The 12,250-nt window shown below is 41.0% G+C and carries 11 protein-coding genes; 10 read left to right on the top strand and 1 reads right to left on the bottom strand.

The features are described from left to right. Nucleotides 1-123 precede the first annotated feature (123 nt). From istA to LCM00_RS21295, 10 genes are all read left to right on the top strand, one after another. Nucleotides 124-1,632: an IS21 family transposase gene (gene istA, locus LCM00_RS21340; protein ID WP_224905828.1), complete on the top strand. Its 1,509-nt coding sequence runs from the start codon at nucleotides 124-126 to the stop codon at nucleotides 1,630-1,632. Next, nucleotides 1,629-2,372, top strand: a complete 744-nt coding sequence (istB, locus tag LCM00_RS21335; RefSeq protein ID WP_224905726.1) for an IS21-like element helper ATPase IstB — start codon at nucleotides 1,629-1,631, stop codon at nucleotides 2,370-2,372. The genes istA and istB overlap by 4 nt, the downstream gene beginning before the upstream one ends. A 111-nt stretch (nucleotides 2,373-2,483) precedes the next feature. After that, nucleotides 2,484-2,579, top strand: a complete 96-nt coding sequence (locus LCM00_RS21330) for a helix-turn-helix domain-containing protein (protein WP_318247644.1) — start codon at nucleotides 2,484-2,486, stop codon at nucleotides 2,577-2,579. Between the two features lie 413 nt (nucleotides 2,580-2,992). After that, nucleotides 2,993-3,262 (top strand): AbrB/MazE/SpoVT family DNA-binding domain-containing protein, encoded by a 270-nt coding sequence (locus tag LCM00_RS21325; RefSeq protein ID WP_224905824.1) that lies wholly within the window; start codon nucleotides 2,993-2,995, stop codon nucleotides 3,260-3,262. 3 nt (nucleotides 3,263-3,265) lie between these two features. Then, the gene (locus tag LCM00_RS21320) at nucleotides 3,266-3,664 is read left to right on the top strand and encodes a type II toxin-antitoxin system death-on-curing family toxin (protein WP_224905813.1); all 399 of its coding nucleotides are present in this window, start codon (nucleotides 3,266-3,268) and stop codon (nucleotides 3,662-3,664) included. 498 nt (nucleotides 3,665-4,162) lie between these two features. Beyond that, nucleotides 4,163-4,537, top strand: a complete 375-nt coding sequence (locus LCM00_RS21315) for a glyoxalase superfamily protein (RefSeq protein ID WP_224905843.1) — start codon at nucleotides 4,163-4,165, stop codon at nucleotides 4,535-4,537. Between the two features lie 391 nt (nucleotides 4,538-4,928). Continuing rightward, nucleotides 4,929-5,486, top strand: a complete 558-nt coding sequence (locus tag LCM00_RS21310; RefSeq protein WP_224905811.1) for a recombinase family protein — start codon at nucleotides 4,929-4,931, stop codon at nucleotides 5,484-5,486. Nucleotides 5,487-5,552: 66 nt separating this feature from the next. Then, nucleotides 5,553-7,046: a type I restriction-modification system subunit M gene (locus LCM00_RS21305; protein ID WP_224905809.1), complete on the top strand. Its 1,494-nt coding sequence runs from the start codon at nucleotides 5,553-5,555 to the stop codon at nucleotides 7,044-7,046. Further along, the gene (locus LCM00_RS21300) at nucleotides 7,043-8,314 is read left to right on the top strand and encodes a restriction endonuclease subunit S (protein ID WP_224905807.1); all 1,272 of its coding nucleotides are present in this window, start codon (nucleotides 7,043-7,045) and stop codon (nucleotides 8,312-8,314) included. The genes LCM00_RS21305 and LCM00_RS21300 overlap by 4 nt, the downstream gene beginning before the upstream one ends. Before the next feature lie 145 nt (nucleotides 8,315-8,459). Continuing rightward, nucleotides 8,460-11,396, top strand: a complete 2,937-nt coding sequence (locus LCM00_RS21295; protein ID WP_224905805.1) for a type I restriction endonuclease subunit R — start codon at nucleotides 8,460-8,462, stop codon at nucleotides 11,394-11,396. A gap of 34 nt (nucleotides 11,397-11,430) precedes the next feature. Here the strand turns inward: LCM00_RS21295 and LCM00_RS21290 are convergent, their stop codons facing one another. After that, nucleotides 11,431-12,153 (bottom strand): M48 family metallopeptidase, encoded by a 723-nt coding sequence (locus tag LCM00_RS21290; RefSeq protein WP_224905803.1) that lies wholly within the window; start codon nucleotides 12,151-12,153, stop codon nucleotides 11,431-11,433. Nucleotides 12,154-12,250: the final 97 nt, after the last annotated feature.

The following is a 12,250-nucleotide window of genomic DNA, read 5'->3' as shown; positions in this document are numbered from 1 at the left end:
TGTAAACGCTAAAATAAAAGTTGACCACTTTAGCGGTTTTCGCTAACCAAAAAGTTGACCACCCTTAACACCCATCCCTTATCATAAGTTTGTCGAGAACTGTATGATTTGGGAGGAAAAAGGATGTTAAAGATGGCTAATATTGAGCTTATCAGAAAACTGCATTTTAAAGAAGGACGTTCAATCCGGCAATTAGCAAAAGATCTTAATTTATCTAGGCAGACAATTAGAAAAGCACTGCAACAAACGGAAATTCCAAAGTATCAACGAAACCAGCCAGTGGTTAATCCTGTGATTGATCCGGTCAAACCACTCATCCTCCGTTGGTTGGAAGAGGATGAACATGCCCCTAGAAAACAGCGCCACAGTGCTGCGCAGATCCACAGGCGCTTGGTAGATGAATACGGCTTTAAGGGTGGAGAATCTACTATCCGCCGATTCGTACGCCAGTATAAGCAGCAACATAATCCCCCTGCTTCCTCCATTCCGTTGGAATTCGATCCCGGAGAGTTTGCCCAGTTTGATTGGGGCGAAGTCTTCATCCTTTTGAACGGGATTGAAATGAAAGTAATGCTTTTCTGTATGAGGCTTTTGTTCAGCCGGAAAATCTTTATTAAAGTCTTTCGCCATCAAAGGCAAGAAGCTTTGTTTCAAGGCCATGCCGATGCATTTGATTATTTTGGAGGTGTCCCGAAGACAATAGTGTACGACAATATGAAGACAGCTGTTAAGAAGGTCCTTGAGGGAACAAAGCGTGAAGAACAGGAGGCGTTCACTCAATTCCGTTCTCACTATCTGTTTGACTCCCAGTACTGTGCTCCTGCCAAGGGAAATGAAAAAGGCCAGGTGGAGAAATTGGTCCAAACAGCCAGGTCTCAGTTCTTGGTCCCTGTCCCGCAAGTGGGCAGCCTGGAGGAACTAAATCAATACCTTAAGGAAAAATGCGATCAATACGACAATTCCTCTGTGCCAAGGACAAAAGAAAAAGTGGGGGAGCGTTTTGTTCAGGAGAAAGAAGCACTATTGCCAATCCTAGGGACCCACCGTTGCGCAAGGAAAATAAAAGCAACGATCAACAGCCTATCCCTTGTGAACTTTGACACAAATTATTACTCCGTACCGACAAGGTACTCGGGAAGGAAAGACGCAGAGGTATTGGCATATGTAGAGAGAGTTGAAATTTGGCTGGATGATGTCTGTGTTGCCAATCATGAGCGTTCCTACGACCATTCCGAAGAAATTTTTGAGGTGGACCATTATCTTGATGAACTGGAGAGAAAGCCGAGGTCAATACAACATGCACGGCCTCTGCGAAAGGCTGATCTGCCCGTCAGCTATCAGGAATTCTACAATCGGACACTTTCAAAATATGGACATGGGAAAGAGTTTATCAAATTACTTAAACTCCATCGGGAGTTTTCAAAAGAAGCGATTGGCCTGGCGGTGGAAAACTGTCTTCACGAACAATTATATACAGCAGAACATGCGAGGCATTTCATTTATTTACTTACTCAGCCGGAAATGGGAAGGCCGGCCCCCATCGATTATCAAAACGGGCCAGTTGTTTCGGTAAAACCGCCCGTTTTCAGTTCGTATGATGGACTATTACAGAAAGGGAGATACATGCATTGAACTCACATCGATATCAAATGGACGAGTATCTAAAAAGGCTCCGCCTCCCGACTGTTCGTGCGCAGCTTGATGCATACCTTCGGGAAGCGACTGAGCAGCAGATTACGTATGAAGAATTCCTCTACCACCTCTTATCAATTGAGGTCGCTGAGAGGGAAGCGAAAAAAATAGAATCTGCCCGGAATAAAGCACAATTTCCGGTTCATAAGGACCTCCTCTCTTTCCGATTTGAGGAGGCTCCCCATGTCCCTAAAAGACGTATACTGGATATATTCCAAGGAGATTACATTAGACAGAGGAGAAATATTTTATTCATCGGAAATTCAGGTACCGGGAAAACACATTTATCCATTGCCTTGGGCCAGGAAGCTATTAATCAGGGGCATAAAGTGAAGTACTACACAGGTGCCCGACTAGCCAATGAGTTGATGGAAGCCCAGGATGAGAAAAAACTTCTCCAGCTGGAAAAGCAATGGCTGACTGCAGATGTTGTGATTATTGATGAACTGGGCTATATCCCCTATCACCAACGTGCAGCAGAGTTAATGTTTCAATTCTTTTCTGCTCGATATGAGAGGGGAAGCATGATCATCACCAGCAACCGAGAGTTCGGAAGGTGGACCGAAGTATTTCACGATGAACAGATGACCGCCGCCTTGTTGGATCGAGTTACCCACAAGGCCCATATCATCCCTATGAATGGAGAAAGCTATCGTCTCAAAGAGACGTACTCGAAATAACAAGAGGGTGGTCAACTTTTATATGAGCGACATGGTCAACTTTTGGGTTGACGATTACAGGGAAGAAAAGGTGGTCGTCCGGCTGCAAATAAGAAATAGGTTGAGCTTGCTATCAAAATGTACAACTCAAAAGAATATTCGATCAGTCAAATAGTAATGGCTACTGGCATTAGCCAGGCAACCTTGTATTGGAATATAAATAGATAGTAATGAGTAGCTAGGAGTATGAAAAGTGAAGCGCTGTACTATTGCAACAGATCCTTTCCGGAACATGAATTAAAATACTGCCTTTGGATGATAGCCTCCATTTAAACAGAAAATATTGCCCCCGGTGTGTTCCCGGAGTAGAAAATGATCATTTTAGTTTGCCATGGATTAAAGAGAAAATTATCAGGCGCAATCATTAGAAAAAATGTAATGGGAGTGCATTTATGATCAGATTTGCCTTCAGTCTTTTTATTTTTTGCGCATTGATCGGTATTGGGTTTTCCCACTGTAAAATGTTTCAAATAGAAATGATTGTGTTATAATATATATATAAATTATAACGGTTATAACGTTATAATTTATTGGTACTGTTATAAAAAAGGCCGCATAAGCTAAGAATAGGAGGTAATAACATGCATATGGCGGTGAAAGATGTGGAAAGAAAAGTGACGAGAGTAGGCAATAGCCTGGGAGTGACGTTCCCGGCTGAAGTGCTGGACCATCTGAATTTAAAGCAAGGCGACAAGATCGCATTCGATTTGGAAGATGGTACTGTGAAAATCCAGAAGGCCAGGAAGAAGGCTCCCTCCCTTCCAAAAGGTATTGATGATGAGTTTCTGGAAATGATGAGCGATATGATGGAAAAGTACGACGAGACTTTTAAAGGTCTGGCCAAGAGATAATGGATGGAAGTTAGATATTTAACGGTTAAGGAAGTCATTTTCTTGAACCACCATCAGATAAAGGCATACACCCCGGGGGAAATGATGGGTGTGAAAGATATGGGTATGCTGGAAAGTGCCGTAGAGAGACCAAGACAATCTGTTTTAGGAAGAGACGCCTATGATACTCTGGAGTTAAAAGCAGCAGCGTTATATCAGAGCCTGGCCAAGAATCATCCTTTTCATAATGCGAACAAGCGGACAGCCTTTGCGTCCCTATACATGTTCCTTCGATTGAATGGCAAGGAACTCGATGTTCCTCCAAAATTAGCAGAAGACTTCACGGTCAATATAGTGACGGACAAAAGTATCGGCTTACACGACATCGCAGTTTGGATAGAAGATTTTATACAGAAAGATTAAGGCGATGACGGTCGCCTATTTTTTTTAGGAAAATTTAAAAGGATCGGACAAGGATTCCTATTTTATTCTTGCAAATATATTGCAAGGAGGGGAATCCAATGGTCCGTTTAATCATAAGACTTCTAATTGTTATCATCGAACTAGTCAAGGAGCTGTTATAAGAAGTGGAGCCCACTAGCGGCTATGGATATAAAACGAAGTCTAGATAAGACTGAAAATTAGAATAATATAAAAAAACCGTAACTTTTAGTTACGGTTTTTTTGCATACGGGGATTGCAAAACTTCTTATTATTTTGCGACTTTCAGAAGGAAAGGAAATAATCAAATTATATAGTACAGGTCCATAACTTAAAGGTTTTGGATATGTATTTGATATATAAATTGGGAGTACTTAAACTAAAGGGGCAGATTAGTGGAAGAAGGAATTTGCTAATAAGATGTCTAATATCCAATTAGAGTTGACTTAACGAGATTTAATAATGGAATGTCTAATCCAAATGTGTACAGGAGTGCTGTTTTTAATGATTACACCCATCTTTCGAATTTTTGATATGGAGAAAACTCTTATGTTTTACATTAAATACTTAGGCTTTAAAATTGATTGGAAACATCAATATGCAGAAAATATGCCTTTGTATTTTCAAGTTTCTTTAAATGATGCTGTTTTACATCTATCCGAACATCATGGCGACTCTTCTCCAGGTGGTGCAATTCGAATTAAAATAAATGATTTGAAAAATTTTCATTCTTCTCTATCAAAAAAGGAATATCACTACTCTAATCCAGCTATAGAAAAAACACCTTGGGATACTATTGAATTAACAGTTGTTGACCCTTTCTCAAACAGAATCACATTTTACGAAGAAATTTGATAATAGTAGCCAATCTTTTATAAGGTTTGTGAAATTATGTCCTTAAAGTAACGGGTGCTTTAGTTGAATAAAGAAATTGGGAAGCCGACCAGTATTAGTCGGCTTTTTTTGTTTTCGTTAAAACATACGGTTTCATAACTCAGAAGAATTGACACCCAAAAGCAAACCAGCAATTTCAAGTTATAGGGAGGTGTCGAAACTTAGAGTTATAAATGAGAGGGGAAATAAATTCGATTATCATAAACGATGGTTTTTGGTGGAGAATAAAAGTCGGCTCTTTTGAGTCTGTTTTTATGCTTTTTTTATGTCAAAACTTTTCCCAAAAACTATATTACAAATAGGTACCTTTTTGATAAAATCAAGGTAAGATTTAATCTGGAGGTGCAAACGATTGAAAATTGGATATGCACGTGTAAGCACAACTGATCAGTCATTGGATTTGCAGTTGGATGCTTTGGAGAAATTCGGATGCAGTGAAATTTTTAAAGAAAAGCAATCCGGTGCAAAGGATGATCGAATAGAACTTTCTCTTGCCCTTCGAACTCTGAGAGCTGGAGACACCTTTGTGGTATATAAATTGGATCGATTGGCTAGATCAACAAAACGCTTAATTGAAATCTCCGATTTACTGAGAGAAAAGAAAGTGGAATTTGTAAGCATACAAGATAACTTGGACACTGGAACTGCAGCTGGTAAAGCGATGTTCGGGATGTTGTCTGTATTAGCTGAGTTTGAGAGAGATATTATTCGTGAACGGACAATGGCTGGACTACAAGCAGCAAGAGCAAGAGGCAGAAAAGGAGGAAGGCCAAAAATAGATGAAAAAAAGCTTATTCACGCATTAACCTTGTACAACTCTCGTTCCATGTCTATTCGGGAGATTGAAGAGATGACAGGTGTTTCTGCATCCACCTTGTATAGAGCTTTAAAAAAAGAAAAGGCGATGTAGTCACATCAATATTTTTCAAATTCTAAATAGACTTATACTTAATAGTGAAATACTGGGGGGAACATCATGGAAAAATTAACATTACAAGAATTAGAATCACACCTATGGAAATCAGCAGATATTCTTCGTGGCTCTGTTGATTCAAGTGATTATAAGAATTATATCTTTGGACTGCTGTTCTTGAAGCGTCTGAGCGATGTATCAGAAGAAAGGAAAAATAACCTTATAAATGAGCATGGAGAAGAAATAGGTATTCTGCTTGCTGATGATCCAGATCAGTATCAATTTTTTGTCCCAGAAACCGCCAAGTGGGAAGAGGTACGGAAACATGCGGAGGATATTGGTTCTGCAATTAATGTGGCGTTTGAAGCATTGGAAAATGAAAATGCAACGCTTGAAGGTGTTTTAACACCGATTGATTTTAACCGAAAAGAAGTCCTAACGGATAGTGTTCTTCAGCGCCTCCTACAGCATTTCTCTTTGCTGAATTTAACAAACGAGAATCTCTCTGAGCCGGACATGCTCGGACGTGCCTATGAGTATCTAATCAAAATGTTTGCGGACGATGCAGGCAAAAAGGGCGGGGAGTTCTATACGCCGTCGAAAGTCGTTGAACTGATCGTGAAACTCATCAAGCCGGAGGAAGGCATGCGTGTTTATGATCCAACTTGTGGCTCTGGTGGCATGCTCATTCAGTCAGTGGATTACGTAAAACATAAAGGAGGAAACCCTCAGACTCTTTCTCTTTTTGGCCAGGAGAAAAACCTAGGTACGTGGTCGATTGCAAAGATGAACCTGTTGCTTCACGGGCTTCCTGATCATCAGATTGTAAAAGGGGACACCATCCGTCAGCCAAAGCTTGTGGAAGACGGGGAAATCATGCTGTTTGACCGTGTTATTGCAAATCCGCCGTTTTCATTGAAAGAATGGGGACGCGAAGAGGCTGAACATGATTCTTACGGCCGTTTTCAGCATGGACTCCCTCCCAAGAATGCAGGGGACTATGCATTCATCCAGCATATGGTAGCTTCATTGAAGTCAAACGGTATGGCTGGAGTGGTTATGCCGCATGGCGTTCTTTTCCGCGGCGGTGCAGAAGGGAAAATCCGTCAGGGTCTTCTGGAGTCTGATTTGCTTGAAGCCGTTGTAGGCCTTCCCTCGAATCTTTTCTACGGGACGGGAATTCCTGCGTGTATTTTGATATTTAATCGGGATAAAGCCCCAAAACAGAAAGGGAATGTGCTGTTCATCGCAGGGGAAGCTGAGTATCAGGAAGGCAAGAACCAGAACACGCTGCGCGAACAGGATATCGAGAAGATGGTTAAGGCGTTTGATGAGTATCAGGATGTTGAGAAATACGCTCGTGTGGTGTCACTGGACGAAATCAAGAACAATGACTACAACCTGAACATCACCCGTTATATTGATAAATCGGAAGAAGAAGAGCAAGTAGATCTTTCAGCTGTTTTATGCGAGATTAAAGAACTTGAAGCGAAACAGGCTGAGAATAAAGAAAAGCTGAACCGTTTCTTGCAGGAATTAGGGATTGGTGAAGTATGATGATAGTTGAAAAAAGAACAGTTCATAATGGTTATAAGATGACAGAACTTGGTGAGATTCCTGTTGAGTGGGAGGTTAGTAACCTAGGATCAATGACTGAAATAATTATGGGTCAATCCCCTAGTTCATCTAGTTATAATGATCAAGGTGATGGGTTACCATTTTATCAAGGTAAGACAGAATTTGGTAGTAAGTATCCTCAAGTAAGAAAATGGTGCAATGAGCCAACTAAAATTGCTGAAGCAAATGATGTTTTAATATCAGTTAGAGCCCCTGTTGGCGCAGTTAATATGTGTAGAGAAACGTCATGTATTGGTCGTGGTTTAGGAGCAATTCGAGCAATTAATGGAAAAAGTATTCCATGGTTTTTATATTATACTTTGCAAAATGCCAAAACGCGATTTGAATCGCTTGGTCAAGGAAGTACATTCACAGCAATTAACGGTGGTGAATTGCGTAACTTATTCATTATGTCCCCTCCCCTTAAGGAACAAGAAAGGATAGCCGAAATCCTTTTTGCCGTGGATGAGCAAATTGAGAACACCCAACAGCTCATTGAAAAAACTAAAGAGCTTAAAAAAGGTTTGATGCAACAATTGCTTACGAAAGGGATTGGGCATACGGAGTTTAAGATGACGGAGCTTGGGGAGATTCCTGTTGGGTGGGAAGTTGCTAATTTCTTTAAACATATTAATACCATTTTGGATTTTAGAGGGAGAACTCCTAAAAAATTAGGTCTAGAGTGGGGAAAGGGAAGTATTGCTGCATTATCAGCTAACAATGTGAAAATGGGATATATCGATTTTTCAGCGGAATGTTACTTGGGTTCTCTAGAATTATATGATAGATGGATGACAAAAGGAGATTTATCTAAAGGGGATATTCTAATGACTATGGAGGCCCCGTTAGGGAACGTTGCCCAAGTTCCTGACAATAATAAATATATTTTAAGCCAACGTGTTATAGCATTTAAAACGGATGAAGATTTATACAATGATTATTTCAAACATTTTCTTATGTCACCTTTTTTTCAGAGCGTTTTAGATAAAAATGCAACTGGAACAACTGCTAAAGGTATTAGTCAAAAAAACCTGAGTCAGCTAGATGTACTTATTCCACCTTTGAAAGAACAACAAAAAATTGCCGAAATCCTTTCTTCGGTAGATGAACATATTAATTCTTATCAAAAAGAAAAGGTTAAGTATATTGAATTAAAAAAGGGACTTTTGCAGCAACTTTTGACAGGAAAGATTCGTGTAAAGCTATAAAAAATTCAATGATGTGGTGTCTAGTTTCAACGCCTAGCCCTCGAGGTCATAAGCTATCTTGCATAGGCGGTACAGCCTCCTCACAATCTATCTTATGCTTGTCGGGGCTAAACAGGCGTTTCAACTTTTCGATGGAGGTGGGGAATTGGATCAGTATGAATATACAGAAGTGGAGATGCCTTTAATCGAGCAGCTTGAGGGTTACGGGTATACCTACTTAAGTGGGCCGAGCCTTGATTCTGAGCGGAACGGTCGGGGGAATGTGGTGCTGGAAGCCCGGCTTGCAGGATCCATCAAACGCCTAAACGGGTGGATGAGTGATACCAATGTTGAAAAGGTCGTCAAGCAGCTCGTTTCCCTTCAGGCAGAAGATCTTTGGCACGCCAATAAAACGATGTATGACTGGCTGTTTGGGCAGGGGATTTCCGTTCTTCAGGATGTCGGTGCCGGCAAAAAGAATCAGACGGTGCAGCTGTTTGATTTTGAAGACGAGAGCAACAACGAATTTTTGGCTGTCAATCAGATTTCCTATACAAATGCAAACGGAACAATCCGTCCGGATCTTGTTCTGTACATAAACGGTTTGCCCTTGGTTTTAATAGAATGCAAGAGTCCCAAACTCAAGTGGGACAAGCAGCTGCCGGAAGGCGTCCGTCAATTCGATCGTTATCAGGAGACCAATGAAAAACTTTTTTGGTACAATCAGATGCTGATTGTCACGAGCCGGGACCGTGCGCGGGTGGGTACTATTTTTGCGCGTCCTCAGCATTACGGACTCTGGAAGGATCCATATCCACTAACGCTTGAGGAAGTTGGAAGTGATCGCGCCCAAGATATAATGGCTGCGGGTATGCTCAGGAAGGAATCCATCCTTGATTTAATGCGGAACTTTATCGTGTTTGATGGGAAGGTGAAGAAGCTTTCCCGTTACCAGCAGTACCGTGCCGTGAATAAAGGGATCCAGCGTATTGTGACCGAAAAGAAGCCATCATTGAGAGGCGGGGTTGTATGGCATACGCAGGGATCAGGGAAATCTTTAACCATGGTGTATATGGCCATGAAACTGAGGCGTGAAGCCAGTCTTCAGAATCCGATGCTTGTGATTGTTACAGATCGCCAGGACTTGGATGAACAAATCACGAAAACTTTTCAAAATTGTGGTTTTCCGAATCCCACCCAAGCCGTTTCTGTGGCGGATTTGAAGCGCCAGCTTGAAAGAGGTCCGGGTGCAACAGTCATGACCCTGATTCAGAAATTTCAGGCTGCTGAAGATGACAGTGGGAATCCAGTGTTTCCTGTTATTTCTGAAGCAGAAAACATTATTGTCATGACAGATGAATCACACAGGTCTCAGTATAAGGGGCTCGCTCTGAATATGCGCAAGGCATTGCCGAACGCTACATTTATCGGTTTTACAGGAACACCGATTGAGAAAGAAAAGCGCTCCACTACCGGTAAGTTTGGATCGTATATAGATAAATATACAATAGAACAAGCGGTTAAAGACGGTGCAACGGTTCCTATTCATTATGAATCTCGTCTTCCGAATGTACATGTAAAAGGAGACTCACTGGATGAGCTGTTTAACCGTGTGTTCTTTGAATATGATGAAGATACCAGGGAAAAGATCAAGCAAAAACATGTCAACGAATCTCTTATTCTGACAGCACCCGATCGGATGGATGAAATTGCACTTGATATTGTACGGCACTTTGAATCACGAATTTTGGTAAATGGATATAAAGCACAAGTGGTATGCGTATCAAGAATGGCTGCGGTACGCTACAAAGCATTGATAGACCAATATGCAGCTGGTCAGTTTGAAACAGCGGTTATCTTTTCAGGGGGCCACAATGATGTAAAAGAGCTTCGGGACCATCATATTACGAAGGAGCAAGAGAAAGAGCTGATCAATCGATTCAAAAAGCCATTTTCTGAAGATAAGCTGGCCATGCTGTTAGTGTGCGACAAGCTCCTGACAGGATTTGATGCCCCGATTGAACAGGTTATGTATCTTGATAAGCCACTGAGAGAGCACAATTTGCTTCAAGCCATTGCTAGGACTAACCGAAAGTACGATGATAACAAATCCTATGGACTTATTGTTGATTACTTCGGAGTTTCACGCTTCTTAGATGAAGCGCTTGAAATCTTTAGTGCCAATGATGTAAAAGGAGCCCTACAGTCTATTGATGAAGAACTGCCAAGGCTCGAGCAGCGTCATCGGTCAGCTATGAGGTATTTTGACGGGTTAAAGAAAACGCAGCGTGAAGACAGCATTCTTCGGCTGAAAGAAGAAGATGTTCGCACAGATTTCGATATTGCGTATAAACGATTTGCAGAGAGTATGGATAAGGTTATGCCAAGCCCGAAAGCCGAGAAGTTTGTTGGTGATCTAAAGCATCTCGGGATGATCCGTCAGCTTGCCAAATCCCGTTTCTCTGTTGAAGACGGAATGGATATATCAGACTGCGGTGAAAAGGTCCGTGAGCTCATTTATAAGCACCTTCAATCCGAAGGAATACAGGTGAGAAAACCAGTTTCTATTCTTGATGCAGCGTTCAAAGAAGACGTTGAAGAAAATGTGAAGCCGGAGACGAAGGCTGCTCAAATTGAACATGCTATCAAACGAGAAATTTCCGTCAAGATGGAAGAGGATGAGGTCTTTTATACATCCTTAAAAGAGAAGGTTCAAGAATTAATTGAGAGATTTAAAGATCGTCAGATGGATATATATGAACTGCTTGATAAACTGTATGAGGCTCGTGAAGAGTTGGTCAAAAAGGCAGAGGGCAAGACAAATAGCGGCCTTACTTCTGAACAGGAACCGTATTACAACAAGCTTATGGAAGTGTTTGAGGGCACGAGACCAGATACGGAGTTAAAAGAAATTGCCATCGAAGTTCAGCAGTTTATAGACGCAAGAGTTTCTCCAATAAGTGACTGGACAACAAAAGCAGACTTTAAACGCGAACTAAGTGCAGATATGAAAATCATATTTTTAAAGAAAAAGATGTCCATGCCAGATGCTTCACTGTTGGTAGGGTACTTTACGGCTCTGGCAGAAGTTCAATATAAATAATAAAAAGGCAGAAACCATATTGGTTTGCTGCCTTTTATATGTCTAAAGTGCCTCCGTTGATTCGGAGCCATTCTTTTCGATGGTCGTAATCATGAACAAGCATGCGCAAGGTTTCCCAAAATTCCTTTGAATGATTCATATGCTCAAGGTGAACCAGTTCATGAGCCAGTACATAGTCAATAATGGAGACAGGAGCTAAAAATAGACGCCAGTTCAGCAAAATGTTCCCTGCGGGTGTGCAGCTGCCCCAACGTTGCTCCTGGTCTTTAATCATTATCTTATTTGGTTCTTTTTGCAATTTTATGCTAAATCTTTTTATACGTTCATTAGCAAAGACATTTGCTCGGTTTTTTATCCAGTCTATGTATAGAGGATAGATAAGTGATCTATGATCTTCTTCCTTGGATCCTATTGGTAATTCAGCTAAGAAACGACCTTGGTAAAAACGAAAGGTGGGTTTTGAACAATCGATTTTAATGACTTTCAGCCGGTAATTCCTTCCTAAGTACAATAGCTTCTCGCCGGATAGGAAAGCTCGCTTTTGAATTCCAGTGTGCATTTCTTCAAAATCCGAGAGTTGCTTGACAATCCAAGGTGCTTTTTTTTGCAGTGTAAATTCAATCTTTTCTTGTATTGTCCCAGAAGGAGAAATGACAGATACACCATGTTGATCAACAGAAATAGATAGCGTCTTTCTGCGATGACTGATTTTGAGAGTGTAAGGTATGTTCTGATTTCCAAACTTTATAGAATGCATCATCCTCTTCCTTTCTACAGTTTATTATAACAAGGTATTATTGAAAGTACGATGGATTAATATGGTTCAGGGATACGATTCATTTTAATCATTTGAC

The sequence above is a fragment of the Bacillus infantis genome, assembly GCF_020171945.1.
GTDB classification, from domain to species: domain Bacteria; phylum Bacillota; class Bacilli; order Bacillales; family Cytobacillaceae; genus Bacillus_AB; species Bacillus_AB infantis_A.
Note: the sequence above shows the minus strand (reverse complement) of the source record. Positions and strands in the feature narration are given on the sequence as shown.

Bases quoted from the DNA above. Each gene is read 5' to 3' on its own strand.
- istA (WP_224905828.1), top strand. From the start codon at position 124: ATGTTAAAGATGGCTAATATTGAGCTTATCAGAAAACTGCATTTTAAA.
- LCM00_RS21320 (WP_224905813.1), top strand. From the start codon at position 3,266: ATGGAAGTTAGATATTTAACGGTTAAGGAAGTCATTTTCTTGAACCAC.
- LCM00_RS21315 (WP_224905843.1), top strand. From the start codon at position 4,163: ATGTGTACAGGAGTGCTGTTTTTAATGATTACACCCATCTTTCGAATT.
- LCM00_RS21300 (WP_224905807.1), top strand. From the start codon at position 7,043: ATGATGATAGTTGAAAAAAGAACAGTTCATAATGGTTATAAGATGACA.
- LCM00_RS21305 (WP_224905809.1), top strand. From the start codon at position 5,553: ATGGAAAAATTAACATTACAAGAATTAGAATCACACCTATGGAAATCA.
- LCM00_RS21325 (WP_224905824.1), top strand. From the start codon at position 2,993: ATGCATATGGCGGTGAAAGATGTGGAAAGAAAAGTGACGAGAGTAGGC.
- LCM00_RS21290 (WP_224905803.1), bottom strand. From the start codon at position 12,153: ATGCATTCTATAAAGTTTGGAAATCAGAACATACCTTACACTCTCAAA.